19 protein-coding genes are annotated in these 21,897 nt (G+C 68.8%); 9 read left to right on the top strand and 10 right to left on the bottom strand.

Translation table 11 applies throughout. From position 1 onward, the window contains the following. Window positions 1-2: 2 nt before the first annotated feature. From glcF to DIE02_RS13735, 3 genes are read left to right on the top strand one after another with little or no spacing between them, the layout of a single operon-like run. Window positions 3-1,223, top strand: a complete 1,221-nt coding sequence (glcF, locus tag DIE02_RS13745; protein ID WP_124529094.1) for a glycolate oxidase subunit GlcF — start codon at window positions 3-5, stop codon at window positions 1,221-1,223. A gap of 31 nt (window positions 1,224-1,254) precedes the next feature. Further along, entirely contained in the window at window positions 1,255-1,659 is a 405-nt protein-coding gene (locus DIE02_RS13740; RefSeq protein WP_044848880.1) for a heme-binding protein, read from the top strand. Window positions 1,660-1,703: 44 nt separating this feature from the next. Continuing rightward, a complete protein-coding gene (locus tag DIE02_RS13735; RefSeq protein WP_124520162.1) occupies window positions 1,704-3,878 on the top strand; it encodes a malate synthase G in 2,175 nt (724 codons plus the stop codon). Window positions 3,879-3,929: 51 nt separating this feature from the next. Here the strand turns inward: DIE02_RS13735 and DIE02_RS13730 are convergent, their stop codons facing one another. After that, window positions 3,930-4,304, bottom strand: a complete 375-nt coding sequence (locus DIE02_RS13730) for a hypothetical protein (RefSeq protein WP_124520164.1) — start codon at window positions 4,302-4,304, stop codon at window positions 3,930-3,932. A gap of 121 nt (window positions 4,305-4,425) precedes the next feature. On the opposite strand from DIE02_RS13730, the gene DIE02_RS13725 reads away from it, so the two are divergent. From DIE02_RS13725 to DIE02_RS13715, 3 genes are all read left to right on the top strand, one after another. After that, window positions 4,426-5,988, top strand: coding sequence for a sensor domain-containing diguanylate cyclase (locus tag DIE02_RS13725; RefSeq protein WP_124485985.1), 1,563 nt, complete (start codon window positions 4,426-4,428; stop codon window positions 5,986-5,988). 120 nt (window positions 5,989-6,108) lie between these two features. Then, window positions 6,109-7,488, top strand: coding sequence for a cache domain-containing protein (locus DIE02_RS13720; protein ID WP_044848872.1), 1,380 nt, complete (start codon window positions 6,109-6,111; stop codon window positions 7,486-7,488). 30 nt (window positions 7,489-7,518) lie between these two features. Continuing rightward, window positions 7,519-8,163 (top strand): response regulator transcription factor, encoded by a 645-nt coding sequence (locus tag DIE02_RS13715; protein WP_044848871.1) that lies wholly within the window; start codon window positions 7,519-7,521, stop codon window positions 8,161-8,163. A 209-nt stretch (window positions 8,164-8,372) separates the two neighbouring features. Here the strand turns inward: DIE02_RS13715 and DIE02_RS13710 are convergent, their stop codons facing one another. After that, the gene (locus tag DIE02_RS13710; protein ID WP_124485984.1) at window positions 8,373-8,969 is read right to left on the bottom strand and encodes a phospholipid-binding protein MlaC; all 597 of its coding nucleotides are present in this window, start codon (window positions 8,967-8,969) and stop codon (window positions 8,373-8,375) included. A 329-nt stretch (window positions 8,970-9,298) separates the two neighbouring features. Between DIE02_RS13710 and DIE02_RS13705 the strand changes: the two genes are divergently transcribed. Beyond that, window positions 9,299-11,932 (top strand): MMPL family transporter, encoded by a 2,634-nt coding sequence (locus DIE02_RS13705; RefSeq protein WP_124529092.1) that lies wholly within the window; start codon window positions 9,299-9,301, stop codon window positions 11,930-11,932. Further along, window positions 11,925-12,929 carry a VacJ family lipoprotein gene (locus tag DIE02_RS13700; RefSeq protein ID WP_124529090.1) on the top strand — a complete coding sequence of 335 codons (1,005 nt, stop codon included), beginning with the start codon at window positions 11,925-11,927 and terminating at the stop codon, window positions 12,927-12,929. The genes DIE02_RS13705 and DIE02_RS13700 overlap by 8 nt, the downstream gene beginning before the upstream one ends. A 112-nt stretch (window positions 12,930-13,041) precedes the next feature. On the opposite strand, the gene DIE02_RS13695 is transcribed toward DIE02_RS13700, so the two are convergent. The 5 genes from DIE02_RS13695 to DIE02_RS13675 all read right to left on the bottom strand — a co-directional run bounded on the left by DIE02_RS13695 (window position 13,042) and on the right by DIE02_RS13675 (window position 18,429). Then, complete coding sequence (locus tag DIE02_RS13695) at window positions 13,042-13,749, bottom strand: phosphorylase (RefSeq protein ID WP_082088758.1); 708 nt, start codon at window positions 13,747-13,749, stop codon at window positions 13,042-13,044. Between the two features lie 3 nt (window positions 13,750-13,752). Continuing rightward, on the bottom strand, window positions 13,753-15,726 hold the full coding sequence (gene shc, locus DIE02_RS13690) for a squalene--hopene cyclase (protein ID WP_124529088.1): 1,974 nt from the start codon (window positions 15,724-15,726) through the stop codon (window positions 13,753-13,755). Between the two features lie 15 nt (window positions 15,727-15,741). Continuing rightward, window positions 15,742-16,995 (bottom strand): hydroxysqualene dehydroxylase HpnE, encoded by a 1,254-nt coding sequence (gene hpnE / locus DIE02_RS13685; RefSeq protein ID WP_044848865.1) that lies wholly within the window; start codon window positions 16,993-16,995, stop codon window positions 15,742-15,744. A gap of 4 nt (window positions 16,996-16,999) precedes the next feature. Then, on the bottom strand, window positions 17,000-17,848 hold the full coding sequence (hpnD, locus tag DIE02_RS13680; protein ID WP_044848864.1) for a presqualene diphosphate synthase HpnD: 849 nt from the start codon (window positions 17,846-17,848) through the stop codon (window positions 17,000-17,002). Window positions 17,849-18,096: 248 nt separating this feature from the next. Continuing rightward, the gene (locus DIE02_RS13675) at window positions 18,097-18,429 is read right to left on the bottom strand and encodes a hypothetical protein (protein WP_044848863.1); all 333 of its coding nucleotides are present in this window, start codon (window positions 18,427-18,429) and stop codon (window positions 18,097-18,099) included. Window positions 18,430-18,645: 216 nt separating this feature from the next. On the opposite strand from DIE02_RS13675, the gene DIE02_RS13670 reads away from it, so the two are divergent. Further along, entirely contained in the window at window positions 18,646-19,530 is an 885-nt protein-coding gene (locus tag DIE02_RS13670; protein WP_124520170.1) for an alpha/beta fold hydrolase, read from the top strand. A 133-nt stretch (window positions 19,531-19,663) separates the two neighbouring features. Here DIE02_RS13670 and DIE02_RS13665 read toward each other — a convergent pair whose 3' ends face one another. The 3 genes from DIE02_RS13665 to DIE02_RS13655 are packed head-to-tail and all read right to left on the bottom strand — an operon-like array spanning window position 19,664 to window position 21,604. After that, window positions 19,664-20,620, bottom strand: coding sequence for a diguanylate cyclase (locus DIE02_RS13665; RefSeq protein WP_124529086.1), 957 nt, complete (start codon window positions 20,618-20,620; stop codon window positions 19,664-19,666). Further along, a complete protein-coding gene (locus DIE02_RS13660; RefSeq protein ID WP_124520174.1) occupies window positions 20,617-21,243 on the bottom strand; it encodes a chemotaxis protein CheC in 627 nt (208 codons plus the stop codon). Before DIE02_RS13660 ends, DIE02_RS13665 begins: the two co-directional genes overlap by 4 nt. Further along, the gene (locus DIE02_RS13655; protein ID WP_040138947.1) at window positions 21,236-21,604 is read right to left on the bottom strand and encodes a response regulator; all 369 of its coding nucleotides are present in this window, start codon (window positions 21,602-21,604) and stop codon (window positions 21,236-21,238) included. The genes DIE02_RS13660 and DIE02_RS13655 overlap by 8 nt, the downstream gene beginning before the upstream one ends. Window positions 21,605-21,897: the final 293 nt, after the last annotated feature.

The raw sequence follows: 21,897 nt of genomic DNA, 5'->3' as shown, positions 1-21,897 counted from the left end.
ATATGCAAACCAATCTCAGCGAAGCCAGCAAGGCCCTCGACCGGGCCGACGAAGCGGAAGCGATCCTGCGCGCGTGCGTGCACTGCGGCTTCTGCAATGCGACCTGCCCGACCTACCAGGTGCTCGGCAACGAGCTCGACGGGCCGCGCGGACGCATCTACCTGATCAAGCAAATGCTCGAAGGCGAGCCGTGCGGCGAGCGCACGCAGCAGCATCTCGACCGCTGCCTGACGTGCCGCAACTGCGAGACGACCTGCCCGTCCGGCGTGCGCTATCACACGCTGCTCGACATCGGCCGCGCGGAAGCCGAGAAGCGCGCGCGGCGGCCTGCGCGCGAGCGCCTGCTGCGCGCGGGCCTGCGTCACGTGGTGCCGCGGCCGGCAACCTTCGCCGCGCTGCTGAGGGCCGGCCGCGCGCTACGCCCGCTGCTGCCCGGCACGCTGCAGGACAAGATTCCGGCCGCCGTGCCCGCCGCCACGCCGCGCCCGCCGGTACGCCATGCGCGGCGCGTGCTGATGCTGGAAGGCTGCGTGCAGCCTTCGCTGTCGCCGAACACGAACGCGGCCGCCGCGCGCGTGCTCGACCGCCTCGGCATCAGCGTGACGCCCGCGCGCGAAGCCGGCTGCTGCGGCGCGACCGAATATCACCTGAACGCGCAGGATGCCGGGCTCGCGCGCGCACGCCGCAACATCGACGCGTGGTGGCCTGCGATCGAAGCCGGCGCGGAGGCGATCGTGCTGACGGCGAGCGGCTGCGGCGCGTTCGTGAAGGAATACGGCGACCTGCTGCGTTCCGACCCGGTCTATGCGGACAAGGCGCGGCGCGTCAGCGCGCTCGCGCACGACCTCGCGGAAGTGATCGCGGCCGAGCCGCTCGACGCGCTGGCCGAGTCGACGCGGCGCCGCGTCGCAGTCCACTACCCGTGCACGCTGCAGCACGCGCAGCGGCTCGGCGGCACGGTGGAAAGCATCCTGACGCGGCTCGGCTTCGATCTGACGAATGTCGCCGACGGCCATCTCTGCTGCGGCTCGGCCGGCACCTATGCGCTGACGCAGCCCGAACTCGCGGCCAGGCTGCGCGACAACAAGCTCGACGCGCTCGAAGCCGCGCGGCCGGACCTGATTGTCACGGCCAACGTCGGCTGCCAGACTCACCTGAACGGCGCGGGCCGCACGCGCGTGCGCCACTGGATCGAGCTCGTCGACGACCGACGGGTCGACTGATTCCACCGACCGCTGATTCCGGAGGAACATGATGCAAACCAAACCCGAACTCCAGCTCGCCGACGCCGAACGCATGCTCGCGGCCGCCCGCGTGGAAGCCGCACGGCACGGCTGGGCCGTATCGATCGCCATCGTCGACGACGGCGGCCACCTGCTCGCGTTCGCGCGCCTGGACGGCGCGTCGCCGGCCAGCGCCGTCATCGCGCAGGACAAGGCGCGTGCGGCGGCGCTCGGCCGGCGCGAGACGAAAGCGTATGAGGATATGATCAACGGTGGCCGCACCGCGTTTCTCAGCGTGCCGCTGACGGGCTTGCTCGAAGGCGGCGTGCCGGTAGCGTTCGACGGCCGGATTGCGGGCGCAATCGGCGTGTCTGGCGTAAAGTCCGAGCAGGACGCGCTGATCGCCCGCGCCGGCGTACAAAGCGTCGCGACATGAGTCAGCCAAGCCGCGCGCGAATTTTTTCCCCGGGAGGAATCACGATGATCGACCAAGCAGGACTGCAAGTCGCGCCAGCGCTGAGCCAGTTCATTGAAAACGAAGCACTGCCGGGCACCGGTATCGACAAGGCCGCGTTCTGGAGCGGTTTCTCGGCCCTGGTACACGACCTCGCGCCGCGCAACCGCGAGCTGCTCGCGGAACGCGACCGCCTGCAGCAGGAACTCGACACGTGGCATCGCGCGCACCCCGGCCCGGTGCGCGACCATGCCGCGTTTCGCGCATTTCTCGAAGAGATCGGCTACCTCGTGCCGGTCCCGTCGAACGTCGCGGCAGCCACCGCGAACGTCGACAGCGAGATCGCGACGCAGGCCGGCCCGCAGCTCGTCGTGCCGCTATCGAACGCGCGCTATGCGCTGAACGCCGCGAACGCACGCTGGGGCAGCCTGTACGACGCGCTGTACGGCACCGATGCGCTGCCCGAGGACGGCGGCGCCGAGCGCACCACGGCGTACAACCCGACGCGCGGCCAGCGCGTGATCGACTACGCGCGCGGCGTGCTCGACAACGCGGCGCCGCTCGCGAGCGGCTCGCACCGCGACGCGCTGCGCTATCGCGTGGAAGACGGCCAGCTCGCCGTCGAAACCGGCAAGGGCGTCGTGCACCTCGCGCAGCCGGCACAGTTCGTCGGCTACCAGGGTGCGGCGGGCGCGCCGTCCGCGATCCTGCTGAAGCACAACGGCCTGCACCTCGAGATCCAGATCGACGCGTCCACCCCCATCGGCCGCGCCGATCTCGCGAACGTGAAGGACGTCGTGCTCGAAGCCGCGGTCAGCACGATCATCGACTGCGAGGATTCGGTCGCGGCGGTCGACGCCGACGACAAGGTCCAGCTCTACCGCAACTGGCTCGGCCTGATGCAGGGCACGCTGGTCGAGGAGGTCGCGAAGGGCGGCAAGACCTTCACGCGCCGCCTGAACGCCGATCGCGAGTACACCACGCCGGCCGGCGGCACGCTGGTGCTGCACGGCCGCTCGCTGCTGTTCGTGCGCAACGTCGGCCACCTGATGACCAACGGCGCGGTGCTGGACCGCGACGGCAACGAGATTCCGGAAGGCATCCTCGACGGTGTCGTCACGACGCTGTGCGCGCTGCACGACCTGAAGGCCAAGCGCAACTCGCGCACCGGCTCGATCTACATCGTGAAGCCGAAGATGCACGGCCCGGTCGAAGTCGCGTTCGCCGACACGCTGTTCGCGCGCATCGAGGATCTGTACGGCCTGCCGCGCAACACGCTGAAGATGGGCATCATGGACGAGGAGCGCCGCACCAGCGTGAACCTCGCCGCCTGTATCGCGGCGGCGGCCGCGCGCGTCGCGTTCATCAACACCGGCTTCCTCGACCGCACCGGCGACGAGATGCACACCGCGATGGAAGCGGGCCCGATGATCCGCAAGGGCGACATGAAGTCGTCGGCGTGGATCCAGGCGTACGAGCGCAACAACGTGCTCGCTGGCCTGTCGGCCGGCCTGCGCGGCCGCGCGCAGATCGGCAAGGGCATGTGGGCGATGCCGGACCTGATGCACGCGATGCTCGAGCAGAAGATCGCGCATCCGCGCGCCGGCGCGAACACCGCGTGGGTGCCGTCGCCGACCGCCGCGACGCTGCACGCGCTGCACTACCATCTCGTCGACGTGCAGGCCATCCAGCAGGAACTCGAGAAGACGCCGTACGCAAGCGAGCGCGACACGCTGCTCGAAGGGCTGCTGACCGTGCCGGTCGTCGAGCGCGCCGCCTGGAGCGAGAGCGAAATCCTGAGCGAGGTCGAGAACAACGCGCAGGGCATTCTCGGCTACGTCGTGCGCTGGGTCGAACAGGGTGTCGGCTGCTCGAAGGTGCCGGACATCCACGACGTCGGCCTGATGGAAGACCGCGCGACGCTGCGCATCTCGAGCCAGCACATCGCGAACTGGCTGCGCCACGGCGTGATCACCGAGGCCTTCGTGCTCGACGTGTTCAAGCGGATGGCGCGCGTCGTCGACCAGCAGAACGCCGGCGACCCGAACTATCGCCCGATGGCGCCCGGCTACGACCAGTCGACCGCGTTCAAGGCCGCATGCGCACTGGCGCTGCAGGGCACGTCGCAGCCGAGCGGTTATACCGAGCCGCTGCTGCATCGGTTCCGGCTCGCGTACAAGGCGCAACAGCACGGCGCGTAAGCCTTCGCATGCGGGCTTTCCCGCATGCGGTTTTCACGAAGCGGGCAGCCATTACGGCTGCCCGTTTTTACATTCGAATTCATGCAAACGCTGAAACGGATAATCGATCCGAATCGCACGATTTAAGGTTCCGCGTCCGCCTGCCGTTAAAGCATGTAAATCGGCGACGGCGGTATGCGCGCTGCCCCCTCCTGGCGCAAAGCCTTGCGCTGCAACGTTCCCCACGCGACTGGCAAGTCTCTGCCAGGGCGATAATTTGATCCGGATCAACGGTCCGCAACATTTTCCGCGTGCACGAATGCGCGCGTTATACTCGGACCAATCCGCGCCGCCCGATTCGTCGGATCGTCGAATCGCGGCAACTCTTGCCGGTGAGCAGGTGATGCAGCGGTTTATCCGGCCGCCATCGCCGATCATCGGCATCATGTTCCAGATCGGTCGGGCGGAATGCGCACCGGGGGGTGCATTCCGGATCATCGCCGGCAAATCATACGAACAATCGCATCGGCCCGCCGCCCCGGCGACGATGCCCATCGATCCACGGACCATGGCAGAAACCGACTACGCGATGCCCAGCGAATCCGGCCTGACAAGCCGCGTCGCCGCCCAATTGCGCCGGTTCCTGCTGCCGCACCTGATCTTCTATTCAGGGCTGCTGATCGCACTGATCCTGTTGTTGCTGTGCGGCATCCTGCTGTACGAAGGCCGGATCGACGCACGCGATCGCGCGCGCACCACCCAGCAGAACATCGCGCTGATGGCGTCGTGGGACATCGAGCGCAACATCGAGTTCTATGCGCTGTCGCTGCAGGCGGTCGTCGAAGGCGAGAACGATCCCGCGGTCCTCGCGCTGCCGATGCCGCTGCGCCGCCAGGTGCTGTTCGATCGCGCGACGACGGCCAAGTATCTCGGCGGCATCTACGTGCTCGACTCGAACGGTGACATCGCGGTCGACGGCAAGAGCGACGTGCCGCGCAAGGCCAACTTCGGCAACGAGTCGTACTTCACGGTGCACCGCGACAACCCGGACGTCGGCCTGTACGTCAGCGACCCGTACCGTTCGCGATTGCGCGGCGGCTCGCCGAGCATTGCGCTCAGCCGGCGGATCACGCGGCCCGACGGGTCGTTCGGCGGCGTCGCCGTGATGTCGATCCGGCTCGAATATTTCCAGGACCTGTTCTCGCGCCTCTCGCTCGGCGATCGCGGGTCGATGGCGCTGATCAATACGAAGGGCCTGATGCTCGCGCGCCAGCCTTACGATCCGGCGATCGTCGGCCGCAACATCAGCAAGGCCAGCACGTTCCGCCGGTTCATGACCGCCAACGAAGGGAGCTTCGCCGATACCGCGTCGATCGACGGCGTGCGGCGCCTGTACGTGTTCCGGCACCTCGACCACCTGCCACTGATCATCATGGTCGCGCGCTCGGAGGCGGACACCTACGCCGCGTGGTACGACCGCGCGATCCCGATCGGCTCGGCGATGGCCTTGCTCGCGCTCGGCTTCGTCGGCCTGTCGATGCTGCTCGACATCCAGCTGCGCAAGCGGCACCGCGCGGAAACCGAGCTGGAAGCGCTCGCGCGCACCGACGGCCTCACGGGCCTCGACAATCGCCGGATGCTCGACGTCACGCTCGCGCGCGAATGGCGCCGCGCGGCGCGCTCGCAGCACGCGCTGTCGCTGCTGTTCGTCGACGTCGATCACTTCAAGCGCTACAACGACACGCAAGGCCATCAGGCCGGCGACGATGCGCTCGCCGCGGTCGGCCGCTGCATCGCCGGATGCCTGCGCCGCCCGGCCGACTATGCAGCGCGCTACGGCGGCGAGGAGTTCGTCGTGGTGCTGCCGGACGTCGACACGCCCGGCGCCGTGACGATCGCCGAATCGATCCGCACCGCCATCCTCGATCTCGGCATCCTGCACGACACGGATGCGTCGGACCGCCTGACCGCGAGCATCGGTGTGACGACCTGCTATCCGGAACTCGACGACAGCATCCAGGCCGCACTGAAGCTCGCCGACGACGCGCTGTACCGCGCGAAGGAAGGCGGGCGCAACCAGGTCGTCGTGCAGACGGCCCCGTCCGCCGAGCGCACGCTGCGGCGCGCCTGAGCCACGGCTGGCCGCCCGGCCGCCACAGCGCCGGCCGCGGGCGAAATCGCCGACAATGTCGGCTCGCCCGGCCGCCGCGCGACACGCGCGCCCGTCGGCCCGCGCCCGCTTCACACCACCATGAGACTCAAGGCAAAGATTTTCCTTCTGGCCATCGTGCCGTTCCTGCTCGCGATCGCCGGCATCGGCTTCGGCGTGCGCCAGCAGGCGACGTCGCTCGCGCGCACGCAGCACGCGACGATCCAGGCCGCCTACCTGTCGAGCAAGGAAGTCGAGCTGAAGCATTACGTCGAACTCGCGACGAGTGCGATCATGCCGCTGTACGACGCGAGCGGCCGCAATGCGCGCGACGACGGACTGCTGCGCACGCAGGCGCTCGCGATGCTGCAGAAGATGGATTTCGGCCCTGACGGCTATTTCTTCGTATACGACCTGCACGGCAATGCGCTGATGCATCCGCGCGAGCCCGAGCGCGTCGGCCACAACTACTGGTCGATGCGCGACCCGCAGGGCGCGCTGACGATCCAGCAGCTGATCGGCGCCGCGTCCCACGGCGGCGGCTACGTGCGCTACACGTGGCAGCGGCCGTCGACGGGCAAGCCCGCGCCGAAGCTCGGCTACGTCGTCGCGCTCGAACGCTGGGGCTGGATGGTCGGCACCGGCATCTATCTCGACGACGTCGACACCGCGCTGCAGCGCATCGACGCGCGCGCGTCCGCGAACATCGAGCGCACGATGAGCTGGCTCACCGCGATCGCGCTGACCGGCGCGGCGGCGATCGCCGTCTGTGCGCTGGTGCTGAACGTCAGCGAGTCGCGCAGCGCCGACGCGAAGCTCAAGCAGCTCGCGCAGCGCGTCGTCGAATCGCAGGAGCAGGAGCGCGAGCGGCTGTCGCGCGAGCTGCATGACGGGATCAGCCAGATGATGGTGTCCGCGAAGCTGATGCTCGAATCCGCGCTCGCGCGCTTCGAGCGCGGCACCGCGCGCATGCCCGAGGCCGAGCAGGCGCTCGCGTCGGGCGTCGGGCGGCTCGGCGACACGCTGCGCGAAGTGCGGCGCATCTCGCACGCGCTGCGCCCGGCGATGCTCGACGATCTCGGCCTCGCCGCCGCGCTCGAGCAGCTCGTGCGCGAGCTCGGCGCGGAAAGCGGCATCGACATCGGCTATACGCAGGTGGCGCACAGCGGCGCGCGGCCGCTGCCCGCCCCGGTCAACACGGCGCTGTTCCGGATCGCGCAGGAAGCGCTCAGCAACATCGTGCATCATGCGCAGGCGTCGCGCGCGGCCGTCACGCTCGACGTCGGCGCGCATGCCGTCACGCTGACCATCGCAGACAACGGTTGCGGCTTCGACGCCGAGCGTACGCAGACCGACGCGCGCCGCGGCATCGGGCTGCGCAACATGCGCGAGCGGCTCGACGCGCTGGGCGGCATGCTGACGATCACGTCGCAGGTCGGCCACACCGTCGTAGCCGCGCGCGTGCCGCTGCGCGCCGCCTGAACACGATCCCCATAACCGGAGACCTTGCCCATGAGTGCCCCCGACACCGCCCGGCCCGCTGCCCGACTGCTGCTGGTCGACGATCATCCGCTGGTGCGCGACGGCCTGCGGATGCGGCTCGAGGCGGCCGACCTGTCGGTGGTCGGCGAAGCCGGCAACGCGGACGAGGCGCTTGCGCTCGCCGCGTCGCTCGAGCCCGACCTCGCGCTGATGGACGTCGGCATGAACGGGATGAACGGCATCACGCTCGCCGGCGTGTTCCACGAGCGCTTTCCGGGGATTCGCGTGCTCATGCTGTCGATGCACGACAACATCGAATACGTGACGCAGGCCGTGCGCGCCGGCGCGAGCGGCTACCTGCTGAAGGATTCGCCCGCGAGCGAGATCGTGCGCGCGATCGGCTCGGTGCTGGCCGGGCAGACGTTCTTCAGCGAAGGGCTCGCCGCGCGGATGATCCAGGCGAGCGCGACCGCGTCGCCCCTCGACCGGTTGACGCCGCGCGAGCGCGACATCCTCGATGCACTGGCCGAGGGGCTGTCGAGCAAGCAGATCGCGCAGCAGACGGGGCTGTCGGTCCGCACGGTGGAAACGCATCGGCTCAACCTGAAGCGCAAGCTCGAGATCGAAGGGCAGGCGGAGCTGATCAAGTTCGCGGTCGAGCATCGGCGGCGGTAGGGCGGCGACGTGCGGCGCCGCAAAAGGCACTCTGCGCGTCGGTCACATTGATCAGCTCTACGATGCTGTTTTTTCTCGCTTCGCATGTGATTCGCCGAGTCGGCATCGCGCAGTGGAATCACCGCTCGACCGCTCGACTGACCACGAACGAAAAAGGCGCCCGGAGGCGCCTTTCACTCATCCAAAATCCAGACTGCGCGCAGCGACGCTCAATTCGTCCGCGAATTGTGCTTCTGCAGATACGCGATCAGGCCGTCGATCCCGCCCGACGCGAGCTGGCTCTTGAACTGCCCTTGGTAGACCTGGATCAGCCACGCACCCGACATGTCGATGTCGTAGATCTTCCAGTCGCTGCCGACCTTGCCGAGCCGGTAGCCGACCGACTGGCTGTCGCCCGGCGTCGTGACCGTCGACTGGACCAGCGCATCGGCACCCGACGCGCCGCCGGCCTTGAACGAGAACTTCGCGTCCTGGCTGCCGAGCTGCGCGAGCGACGCGGCATAGGTACGCGTCATCAGCAGCTTGAACTGCTTGTACAGCTCCTGCTGCTGTTGCGGCGTCGCCTGCTTCCAGGCATCGCCGACCGCGATGCGGGTCGTGCGCTCGAAGTTCGTCGCGGGCAGGAAGCGCTGCTCGACGACTTGCGTGACTTTTGCCATGTCGCCGCCGCGCGCACCCGGATCGGCCTTCATCGCGTTGACGGTGCCTTCGACCGCATTACGGACGATGTCGACCGGCGCGCTCTGCGCGAAAGCGGAAACCGACACGGCGGCCGCCGCGACGAAAGCAAACAGATGACGTTTCATACGGATATTCGCACTCGGTGAAAAAAACGGACGGCGGATTGCATCGATCGCATCGGCCGGTGGGTCGAAGTATAGCGGCCCGGCGGCCCGCCTGCCGTGCGGTGACCGACTGTTACCTTTCAGCCCCTTTTGTCACAGGGTGCCGGCCGCTGCGCGATCGGTGCCGATTATGTCAATTTCCGCCGCCCATTCGTCCGACGATTCGCGGCGATTCCCTCCCGGCGCAGCAAATATCCTTCCCGCCCCTTTACGCTCCAACGTGGCGACCGACGTCACGTGGCGCCGGTATACTCTTTGCCTTGTCCTTGCCAGCCCCTCCCCACCGCCACATGGTGACTTCTCTCATCGTCCGACTCGTCGCATTGTCGGTACGCCGCCCCGTCTGGGTCGTCGTGCTGTCGCTCGTCATCGCCGTCTTCAGCGGCGTCTACGTCGCGCAGCACTTCAAGATCAACACGGACATCAGCAAGCTCGTCGACGCGGAACCGCAGTGGGCCGCGCTCGGCCAGGCCGTCGACAAGGCCTTCCCGCAACGCAACGGCACGATCCTCGCGGTAGTCGAGGCACCGGCCCCCGAATTCGCGACGGCCGCCGCGCACACGCTCACCGAAGCCCTGCGCAAGCAGGCCGACGCCGGCCGTATCGGCCAGGTCGCCGAACCCGGCGGCGGCCCGTTCTTCGAGCACAACGGGCTGCTGTTCCTGTCGCCGCAGGAAGTGTCGGATACGACGTCGCAGCTCGCGAGCGCGCGGCCGCTCGTCAACGAACTCGCGAAGAACCCGAGCCTGACCGGGCTCGCGACCACGCTGTCCACCACGCTCGGCCAGCCGCTCCTGACCGGCCAGGTGAAGCTGCCCGCGATGGCGAAGCTGCTCGCGCGCAGCGCCGCGACGGTCGACGACGTGCTGGCCGGCAGGCCCGCCGCGTTCTCGTGGCGCGGGCTGGTCGACAGCGATGCCGCACGCCAGCCGGCACGCGCGTTCGTCACGGTGCAGCCGGTCGTCGACTATGGCGCGCTGAAGGCCGGTGCCGAAACGACCCGGGTGATCCGCGACACGGCGAAAGCGCTCGGCATCGAGCAACGCTACGGCGCGGTCGTGCGCCTGACCGGCGAACAGCCGCTCGCCGACGACGAATTCGCGTCGGTGCAAGACGGCGCCGCGCTCAACGGCGTGCTCACGCTGCTCGCCGTGCTCGTGATCCTGTGGCTCGCGCTGCGCTCGAAGCGGATGATCGGCTCGGTGCTCGTCACGCTGTTCGTCGGCCTCGTCGTGACGGCCGCGCTCGGCCTCGCGATGGTCGGTTCGCTGAACATGATCTCGGTCGCGTTCATGGTGCTGTTCGTCGGCCTCGGCGTCGACTTCTCGATCCAGTACGGCGTGAAGTACCGCGAGGAACGCTTCCGCGATCCGCGCATCGATCACGCGCTGGTCGGCGCCGCGCACTCGATGGGCATGCCGCTCGCGCTCGCCACCGCGGCGGTTGCGGCGAGCTTCTTCTCGTTCATTCCCACGGCCTATCGTGGCGTGTCCGAGCTCGGCCTGATCGCGGGCGTCGGGATGTTCGTCGCGCTGCTGACCACGCTCACGCTGCTGCCCGCGCTGCTGCGCCTGTTCGCGCCGCCGGGCGAATCGAAGACGCCGGGCTTTCCGTGGCTCGCCCCCGTCGACGACTTCCTCGATCGCCATCGCAAGCCGATCCTGATCGGCACGCTCGCGGTCGTGATCGGCGCGCTGCCGCTGCTCGCGTTCCTGCACTTCGATTTCAACCCGCTGCACCTGAAGGATCCGAACAGCGAATCGATGGCGACGCTGCTCGCGCTGAAGGATTCGCCCGAAGCGGCCGTCAACGACGTCACGCTGCTCGCGCCGTCGCTCGCCGAGGCCGACGCGGCCGCGAAGCGCCTCGACGCGCTGCCGGAAGTCGGCCGCACGACGACGCTCACGACCTTCGTGCCGGCCGACCAGCCGGCCAAGCGCGCGGCGATCGCCGCGGCCGCGAGCGAGCTGCTGCCCGCGCTGACGCAGCCGGCCGCGCCGGCCGCGACCGATGCGCAGCGCGTCGCCGCGCTCAAGCGCGTGTCGGACCTGCTCAGCTACGCGGCGGAAGATCACCCGGGCCCCGGTGCCGCCGCCGCGCAGCATCTGTCGGCATCGCTCGCGAAGCTGGCCGCCGCCGACAGCGCGGCGCGCGATCGCGCCGAACACGCGTTCTCCGACACGCTGCGCATCGCGCTCAACCAGCTCGCGACGCTGCTGCAACCGCAGGACATCACGCGCGAATCGCTGCCGCCGCAGATCGTGCGCGACTGGGTCGCGCCGGACGGCCACGCGCTCGTGCAGATTTCGCCGAAGGTGCCGAAGGGCGTCGACCCGAACGACGACACGATGCTGCGCCGCTTCGCGAAGACGGTGAAGGCGGCGGAACCCGGCGCGACCGGCGGGCCGATCTCGATCCTGCATTCGGCCGACACGATCATCAACGCGTTCCTGCACGCGGCGCTGTGGTCGATCCTCTCGATCACGATCCTGCTGTGGATCACGCTGCGCCGCTTCGGCGACGTGCTGCGCACCCTGGTGCCGCTGCTCGTGTCGGGGCTCGTCACGCTCGAGATGTGCGTCGTGCTCGGCATGTCGCTGAACTTCGCGAACATCATCGCGCTGCCGCTGATGCTCGGCGTCGGCGTCGCGTTCAAGGTGTACTTCGTGATGGCGTGGCGCGCGGGCCAGACGGGCCTGCTGCATTCGAGCCTCACGCACGCGGTGCTGTTCAGTGCCGCGACGACCGCAACCGCCTTCGGCAGCCTGTGGCTGTCGCATCATCCGGGCACGTCGAGCATGGGCAAGCTGCTCGCGCTGGCGTTGACCTGCACCCTGATCGGCGCCGTGGTGTTTCAGCCCGTCCTGATGGGCAAACCGCGCGTCAAACGCGCCAAGAACCAATTGCAAGGAAACAATGAATAAGGTGCGAATCATTGCGGCGACCGTCGCTGCCAGCGCAGTGCTGAGCGGCTGCGCGACGGGCCCGAACCGCAACCCCAACGACCCGCTCGAGCCGATGAACCGGGCGATGTACAAGTTCAACGACACGGTCGACACGAACATCGCCGTGCCGATCGCGAAGGGTTACCAGAAGATCACGCCGACGCCCGTGCGTACCGCGATCAGCAATTTCTTCTCGAACCTCGGCGATCTCGGCAACATGGCGAACAACCTGTTGCAGCTGCGCATCACCGATGCGACGCAGGACCTGATGCGCGTGGCGATGAACTCGGTGTTCGGCGTCGCCGGCCTGATCGACATCGCGACGCCGGCCGGGCTGCCGAAGCATCACCAGGATTTCGGGCTGACGATGGCGCGCTGGGGCATGCCGTCCGGCCCGTACCTCGTGCTGCCCGTGTTCGGGCCGAGCACGATCCGCGACGGCGTCGGCCGCGCGGTGGACGTCCGCTTCAACCTGCTCAACTACATCGAGCCGGCCGTGCGCAATCCGATGTACATCGCGCAATTCATCAGCGCGCGTTCGGATCTGCTCGGCGCGACCGATCTGCTGAAGCAGGCGGCACTCGATCCGTACTCGTTCGTCCGCGATGCGTATCTGCAGCAGCGCAAGTCGCTGACGTATCACGGCCAGACGTCGTCGGCAGCGCTGCCGAACTACACGGAGCCGGGTGAAGCGGGGGCGGTGCCGGCGGCCACGCCGGCCGTGCCGGGCTTGCCGAACTACGAGGATCCGGGCGAGTCGGGCGGCGCGCCGAACAACGCGCCGGCGGCGCCGGGCTTGCCGCAGTACGACGATCCGGGTGCGGACGGCGCGATGCCCGCGAGCGCGCCTGCCGCGGCCTCGGCCGCTGCGCCCGTGGCGGCGCCGAGCGGGGCGACGACGGCGCCGGCCTCCAACGGCGCGCCGATCGCGCCAGCGATGCCGACCCTGCCCGCGAGCGCACCGGCCGCGCAGTAACGCGGCACGGAACCCGCCGACAAGCCGAAGCGCGCTGCATCACGCAGCGCGCTTTTTTTGTGCGTCCGGAAAACGGGAACGGAAGGGGGAGAGGAGAAGCGGCGAACGCCGCTCAGACGATCCGCATCGCGCCCGCACGCTCGAATGCGTGCCGCGCCTGGATCAGCGTCGTGCGTGCCGCGCGCGCGTCGCCCGCGACCTGCAGCAGCGGGCCGAGCTGCGACGGCTGCTTCAGCAGTTCGCGCAGGATCGGCAGGATGGCCGTGCTGCCGTCGTCGCGCAGGCCGGCCGTCGCCGCGCGCGGCAGCGTGCGCCACGCCGGGTCGACGATCGCGCGGCACACCGCGAACGGTACGCCGCGCGACGCCGCGAAGGCCGCGGCGATATGCGATTCCATGTCGACGGCGAGCGCGCCCTTCGCGCGATGCAGCGACGTCTTTTCCTGTTCGCTGACCACCGGCGCGCCGACCGCCGCCATCGTGCCGCGCGTGACGCGTGCCCATACCGGCGTGTCGTGCAGTGCGGCGACGAGCCGCGCGCTCCAGCCCGGATCGGTCTGCACGCGGCCGAACGGCCCGTCGATCGCGTCCGCGATCACGAGCGCGCCGGGTGCGAGATCGGGCGCGAGCCCGCCTGCCGTGCCGAAGCTCACGATGCCCGCGCAACCGCGCGCGGTCGCCTCGGCCAGCGCACGCTCGAGACGGTCGGCCCGCGCGGCGAACACGGCCTCGACGCCCTGACCGCGCGCGATGCGCGCCTCGAACGCCATCCCCGTGACGGCGATGACGGGCAACGTGCCGTTGTGCTGCGTCGGCGCCACGCGTTACATCCCGACCGTCACGCGCGTCGCGTTGGCGCGCTTCAGGTTGCGATAGCGCGCGAGCGCCCACAGCGGGAAGAACTTGCGATAGCCGTGATAGCGCAGATAGAACACGCGCGGGAAGCCGGTTGCCGTGAAGCGCGTCTCGTCCCACAGGCCTTCTTCGTTCTGCTGAGCGATCAGGTAGTCGACGCCGCGTGCAACGGCCGGGTTGTTCACCTCGCCGGCCGCCATCAGGCCGAGCAACGCCCAGGCCGTCTGCGACGCGGTGCTCGGCGCCTGCTCGAAACCGCGGTAATTCAGCTTGTAGCTGTCGCCGTCCTCGCCCCAGCCGCCGTCCTTGTTCTGGATCGACAGCAGCCACTGCGCGCCGCGCTTCATGCGCGGATCGTCCGGCGTCAGGCCGGCCGCGTTCAGCGAGCACAGGGCCGTCCACGTGCCGTACACGTAGTTCATCCCCCAGCGGCCGTACCAGCTGCCGTCCGGCTCCTGCTCCTTCAGCATGTAGTCGAGCGCGCGACGGGCCGGCTCGCTGTTCAGCGGCGTCTCGCCGAGCTGCGACAGCATCGACAGGCAGCGGCCCGACACGTCGGCGGTCGGCGGATCGAGCAGCGCACCGTGATCGGAGAACGGAATGTTGTTCAGGTAGTACTGCGTGTTTTCCGGTTCGAACGCGCCCCAGCCGCCGTCGCTGCTCTGCATGCCGACGACCCATTCGCGCGCGCGCGCCATCGAGTCGCGATACGTGTCCGTCTGCCTGAGCTTCTGCGCGCGGTCCATCGCCATCACGACCACAGCCGTGTCGTCGACGTCAGGGTAGTGCGCGTTCGCGTACTGGAACGCCCAGCCGCCGGGCCGCACGTGCGGCCGGCGCGAGATCCAGTCGCCGCGCACGTCGAGGATCTGCAGCGGGCGCAGCCAGTCGAGGCCGCGCAGCACGGCTTCCTCGGCACGCGCGTCACCGGTTTCGAGCAGCGCATGCGCGACGAGCGACGTGTCCCACACCGGCGACAGGCACGGCTGGCAATACGCTTCGTCCTCGTGCACGACGAGCAGCTTCTCGAGCGCCTTGCGCGCGATCGCGCGGTTCGGATGATCTTCCGCATAGCCGAGCACGTCGTACATCATCACCGCGTTGGCCATCGCCGGATAGATCGCGCCGAGGCCGTCCTCGCCGTTCAGGCGCTCGTCGACGAACGACACGGCCTGGCGGATCGCGCGTTCGCGCGTGTAGTTCGGGAACAGGCCGTCGACCGCGCGCAGCGCATGGTCAACCACGCGGAAGAACGCGAACCAGCCGGGGCTCTGGTGGCCCTGGCGCGGCAGCAGGCCGGCGTTGACGGGCGGGTCGATGAACAGCTCGTCGATGCGCACGCCGCGCGGGTTCTTTGCGATCGGGCGCTTCGCGTTCAGCACCAGCAGCGGCACGATCACGGTCCGCGCCCAGTACGACACCTTCGACAGGTGGAACGGGAACCACTGCGGCAGCAGCATGATCTCGACCGGCATCATCGGCACCGCGCGCCACGGAATCGCACCGTACAGCGCGAGCTGGATGCGCGTGAACACGTTCGACATCTCGGCGCCGCCCATCGCATGGATCGCACGGCGCGCACGCTGCATGTGCTCGGCGTTCTCGTCGTCGCCGATCACCTTCAGCGCGAAATACGCCTTCACGCTCGCGCTGATGTTCGGCGCGCCGTCGGTGAACAGCGGCCAGCCGCCGTCGGCCTGCTGGATGCGGCGCAGATACTTGCCGATCTTCCGTTCGAGCTCGAGATTCGGCGTCTCGCCGAGATAGTGGACGAGCAGCACGTATTCGGCGGGAATCGTCGAATCGGCCTCGAGTTCGTAGACCCAGTGTCCGTCCGCGTTCTGCGCGGCCAGCAGCGCGTCGGTCGCGCCGGCGACGGCCGCGTCGAGCCCGGCCGGCACGGTGCCGGCGGACAGGGTGGCCATTTCGGTGAGATCGTTCATCGGTCCCTCTGTTGCTTACTGTGTCTGGAGCACGTCCGCGGCCAGCTGGCCGGAACGGATCGCGCCCTCGATCGTGGCGGGCAAGCCGGTGGCAATCCAGTCGCCCGCCAGCACGAGATTGGTCCAGCGCGTACGCACGGCCGGACGTTTCATTTCCTGCGACGGCACCGCCGCAAACCCCGCGCGCGGCTCGACCACGAGCTGCCACGCCGGCATGGTTTCCGGGTTCGCGCCGGTCACGCGCGCGACGTCTTCCCAGATGCGCCGCGCGAGCGCATCGCGCGGCATGTCGAGCCAGCGGCCCGCGTCGCGGATGGTCGCCGCGAGCGGACCGCCGCCGGTGCGCACCGCGTCGACGACGCCGTTGACGACGGTCGTCTGCAGCGGGCCGTCGGCCGGTGTATCGACCGCGAAATACGCGGTCACGACCGCACTGAACGTGTCGGGCGCGGTGAGATCCGGGACGAGCGGCTGCGCGACCTCGGGCGGCACGGCCAGCACGACCGCGTCGCCCGGTGCGAGATCGACGCGCTCGCCGCCGATCGCGACCGCATCGACCGCGTTGCCGTGCGCGCCGAATTCGAACGCATCGAGCCGCGAATTCAGCCGGATCTGCGCGCCGCCGTGCTGCAGCATCCGCAGCGCCGGTTCGACGAATGCGCTGCCGAGCCCGTGGCGCGCGACGAGCGGGCGCCATCCGGGGCCGCCCGCGGCAAACGTGCCGCACAGCGCCGCGCGCGCGAGTTCGGCGCTCGCGTGGCGCGGCTCGACGTTCAGCACCCCGAGGAAATACGGCCGCAGCCAACGGTCCCACAGCACGCCGTCGCAGCGCATCGTCTGTGCGAGTGAGCGGCCGGTGCGCGCGAACGCGAGCGAGGCCAGCGCAAGATAATCGAGCGGCGTGGTGCCCGGCGCGCGCGATGCGGCGTCGAACAGCCACGACGGCCAGCGCCCGTTCCCGAAACGCAGCGTCCAGCGCTGCTGCGACGCGACGTCGACCACCGGACATTCAGGCAGCGCGGGCCCCGTGAGCCGATCGGCCGCGCCGATCGCGCGCAGGTAGCGCTGGGTCGCGGATTGCCCCGCGAAAACCTGATGCAGCCCGCTGTCCAGCGTCGTGTTCAGCACGCCGTCGAACCATGAGCGGCAGCGGCCGCCCGCATGCGCATGCGCGTCGTGCAGCACGATGCGCCGCCCGCGGCGTTGCAGCTCGACGGCGGCCGACAGCCCCGCGAGTCCTGCACCGATCACGTGGACGGTTCTGGGCATCGGCTCAGAACAGCGCGTAGCGCGCGGCGATCATCAGCATGCGCGCCTTCGGCTTGCGCAGCGGCGCGCGCGGGGCGGCGAAGCCGCGCGCGATCGCGGCCTCCAGGATGCAGCGATACGCGCCCGACATGATGCGCGGCGCCTTCACCTGCGCACGCGTGCACGTATCCATCACGGCATCCGCTTCGCGGAAGTGCTCGAGCGCGCGCTCGACGAGCGTCGCGCACACGCGCGGCAGCGCCGGGTCGCGCACGATCGTCGCCGGATCGGTGATCGCGATGCCTTCGCGCGCGAGCAGCTCGCGCGGCAGGTAGCAGCGGTTGATCGCCGCGTCGTCGTCGATGTCGCGCAGGATGTTCGTCAACTGCAACGCGCGGCCGAGGTGGTGCGACAGCTTGATGCCTGCCGCCTCCGGGATCCCGAAAATCCTCACCGACAGCCGGCCGGCCGCGCTCGCCACGCGATCGCAGAACAGGTCGAGCGTCGGTTCGTCCGGCGCGCAGATGTCCTCGGCGGCGTCCATCGCCATCCCGTCGATCATCGCGTGGAAGTCCTCGCGCTTCAGGTCGAACGCGCGGATCTCGCGCTCGAGCGCGACCAGATGGCGCGGCGGCTGGCCGGCGAAGCACGCATCGATGTCCGCGCGCCAGCGATCGAGGCCCGCGTTGCGCTCGGCGCGCGGCAGGTCGCTGTCGGCGATGTCGTCCACCGCACGGCAGAATGCATAGACCTGGAACATCGCGTCGCGCTGCACGGCCGGCAGGATGCGCATCGCCAGATAGAAAGAACTGCCCGATGTGACGGCAGCGGCGTCGGTTTCTTGTTCGTCCACGACGAGATTGGAAACGGCCAAGACGAGCTCCACGGAGACACCCACGCGGGGCGATTGAAGAAGCCATGCCCGGCTGGGTTGGTCAGGGCGTCAAATGCGTGCGAGATATGCGAACGATCGACGCAGACAGGCACAAATTACCGGCCGGAAGCCGGAATTGGGCGAAAGTATAGCAATCTTTGACGTTCGATGGCGGACACCGCCGCGCCCGGCGGCCCGCGCGGGGCTTGGGAGACCGGCCGCGGCGGGGAGCGGCGCCGCTCCGCCCGTCAGCCGTAGACGATGTCGCGCTGCAGGTCGAGCGCGATGAGCCCCATTTCACGGGTCAGCTGCAGCATCGAGCGGCGTTCGAGCCGCGAGCCCATGAAGCTCGTCACGCGCCCGTCGGGCTCCGCCGTGAACTGGAACGACGGGCCGCCGGTGCCGAACCACGCGCCCGGCACGTCGGGCGATTCCTGCCAGTCGATCTGCTCGAATACGCGCGCGATCCCCGCGCGCACCATGTCGCTCGGGCCGATCGGCGGCGCGGTCTCGCCCAGGTCGTCGAGGGAATAGGGGCCGGGTTTGTCCGGCCGCCGGTAGAAGAGGTAATCGACGTTCATGGGGCGCAATCGGGAGCAAAGCGTCAAATTAGCGCGCTTCGGCGCAAATTCAAATCAGATCAAGACGAAATGTGGCCTGTACGAGACAAAAGCGCCGCATCGCGAGAGCCGGTGCGCGCCCGCGCACGCCCGGGCCGTGCGTTCATGCCGGGGCGCGCAGCTTCGTCGACGCGGCTTCGTCTAAGATGAACATCTTTCTCAAAAAACACGGACACCATGGAGACGAACGTAACCGCCACCGCGCCATCCGACCATCCCGTTTTCGTGCTGGTGCACGGCGCGTGGCACGGTGCGTGGTGCTACGCGCACGTCGCGGCCGCGCTGGCCGCGCGCGGCTACCTGTCGATCGCGCGCGACCTGCCCGCGCACGGCATCAACGCCCACTTTCCCGCATCCTATCTCGAACGGCCGCTCGACAAGGACGCCTTCGGCGCCGAGCCGTCGCCGGTCGCGAACACCACGCTCGACGATTACGCGACGCAGGTGATGCAGGCCGTCGACGACGCGTATGCGCTCGGCCGCGGCAAGGTCGTGCTCGTCGGGCACAGCATGGGCGGCCTCGCGATCACGGCCGCGGCGGAGCGTGCTCCGGAGAAGATCGCGAAGATCGTCTATCTCGCGGCGTTCATGCCCGCGTCGGGCGTGCCGGGCCTCGACTACGTGCGCGCACCCGAGAACAAGGGCGAAATGCTGGGCCCGCTGATGCTCGCGAGCCCGCGCGTCGCGGGCGCGCTGCGGATCGATCCGCACAGCGGCGATGCCGCGTATCGCGGGCTCGTGAAGCGCGCACTGTATGACGACGTGCCGCAGGCCGACTTCGAGGCGGTGGCGAACCTGATGACCTGCGACGTGCCGGCCGCGCCGTTCGCGACCGCGATCCCGACGACCGTCGCACGCTGGGGCGCGATCGATCGTCATTACATCAAGTGCCTGGCCGATCGCGTGATCCTGCCCGCGCTGCAGCAGCGCTTCATCGACGAAGCCGACGCGTTCGTGCCCGGCAAGCCGACGCACGTGCACCAGCTCGACAGCAGCCATTCGCCGTTCGTGTCGCAGCCGGCCGTGCTGGCCGGCGTGCTGGCGGATATCGCGAAAAGCTGACGGAGGCGCGGCACGCGCGGTGTGCGGTGTGCGGTGTGCGGTGTGCGGTGTGCGGTGTGCGGTGTGCGGTGTGCGGTGTGCGGTGTGCGGTGTGCGGTACGCCGCAGGTAACCGCGCTGCGGCCGCGCCGCGCTTACGCGTATGCGATCGACCGGTCGCGCCCGAGCCGCTTCGCGCGATAGAGCGCGGTATCGGCCTCGTTGACGAGCACGTCGCACGCCAGCGCGCCGGTCGTCGCGCACGCGCCGCCGACGCTCGCCGTCACCGGCACGCTGACGCCTTCCGCGTCGACTGGCGTGCTGCCGATCGCGTAGCGCACCTTGTCCGCTACCCGCATCGCTTCGTCGAGATTCGTGCACGGCAGCAGCAGCGCGAATTCCTCGCCGCCGAAACGGCCGAACGTATCCTGCGCGCGCACGATCGACGCGACGCGGCGCGCCGTCTCGCGCAATACCGCATCGCCGGCCGCATGCCCGAACCGGTCGTTGATCGTCTTGAAATGGTCGAGGTCGAACAGCAGCACCGACAGGTCGCCGCCGTAGCGCTGCCAGCGCGCGAACTCGTCACTGAGCCGCGCCTCGAAGAAGCGCCGGTTCGCGATGCCGGTGAGGCCGTCGAGATTCGCATGCTCGCGCAGCTTCGCGACCGCCTCCTCGCGCTCGCGCTGCATCACGCTCACGTGCGTGACGTCCGAGATCGTCACGCACACGGCCTCCACTTCGCGGCCGCGCGTGAGCGGCATGAACGTGCAATCCTGCTGCATGTAGTCGACGCCGCCCGTGATCGGCCGGTCGTGCTCGAAGCGAAACAGGTAGGGCCGCTGCTCCCAAGAGCTGAACGCGAAGCTGCCGAGCTGGAACACGCTCTCGAGCTTGCGCTCGAGCCACGCGCGCGGCAGCGCCGGAAAGCAGTCGAACAGGTTGCGACCGATCACCTCGGCGGCCGGGATGCCGCTGTGGTCCTGCATGAAGCGATTCCACATCAGCACGGTCATCGCGCGGTCGAGCACGAACAGGCCGAAGCCCACCCGTTCGATCACGAGGTCGCTCAGCGACGCGGCAGTGGCGGTGGCGGCGGGGGTCGTGTTCATAGCGCGGACAGCAACGCGTCGAGCGCTTCGCCCATCAGCCGGATCGAGTCCTCGGCCATCAGCATCACGAAATGTGCGCGGAACGCGTGATCCTCGAGACCGAAGTTCACTTCGAGCAGCAGCGCGACGCTCCAGGCCAGCGCGGTCGGCTGGAACACGTCGTCGAACGACACGTTCGCGCCGAGCAGCCCCGGCGGGAAGAACACGGGCTTGCGGCCGAGCTCGTCGAGGATCGACGCGACGCATGCGCTCATCAGCACGTTCGAGACATCGAACACGAGTTCGTCCTGCGTGGCCATGCCGGCATACACGCCGTCGCCGAACGTGCGCTCCATCAGCGACATGAGCCGCGCGACGCCCGCGCTGCGGCACAGCACGATCGCCTCGCCCTTGATGTCGGAACGGAATCCCTGGCGCACGGCCGTCACGTTTTCGTGGATGCCCGTCATCTCGCGCAGCGCGTCGCCCGCATCGGCGGCCTTCACGACGCGCACGCGCGGTACCGACAGCTCGATGAAGTGCCCGAGCAGCAGCGCGAGCCGTGCGGCGGCACGGCCCATCGCGAGGTTGGCGATTTCCTGCAACGCGTCGCGTTGCTCCGCCGTGAACACCGATTCAGGCATACAACCCATACTCCTTGAGAATGGGCAGCAACGCCTCCGACGTCACGGGCTTGGCAACGAATGCGATCGCGCCCAACTCGCGCACGCGTGCTTGCGCCTGCGGCTGGATATCGGCGGATACCACGATCACGAACGTGTTCAGGTCTTCGTGGCGCAGTGTCTCGAGCACCTGATAGCCGTTCATGTCGGGCATCGTCAGGTCCAGAAACATCACGGAAGCCTTGCCGTCACGATAGAGCGCCAGGGCCTCGCGACCATTCGCCGCATACGCGACGTCGACGTCCCAGTCTCCCGGCAGTGCCTTTGTCAGAAGTTTGCGAGCGAGCAAGGAGTCGTCGGCGATCACGATCGGCAAAGGCATGGCGGCGAAGCGGTATACGGAATGGTCTCTCTCGCGTTAACGACCGCGCGGCGCGCTTCTTTAGGCGCCATGCGATCAAGCGCGGCCACCGCCGTGCGGCCGCGCGCGGGCGCCGCGGCGCGAGGCACGCGACACACCGCGCCGCAAACGCCGGCGGGCGCATATATCTGTCATGGGGAAAGCAAGGCGCGATTCTCTGAGTAAACCGAAGGCGGTGCAACTCGCCATTTTCACCATTTCGAACAAAATCGCTTCATTCGCCCGGCATTCCGAAAACAGCCGCGACCATTTTC

It is taken from the genome of Burkholderia sp. Bp8991, from assembly GCF_003853795.1.
GTDB lineage: Bacteria > Pseudomonadota > Gammaproteobacteria > Burkholderiales > Burkholderiaceae > Burkholderia.
Note: the sequence above shows the minus strand (reverse complement) of the source record. Positions and strands in the feature narration are given on the sequence as shown.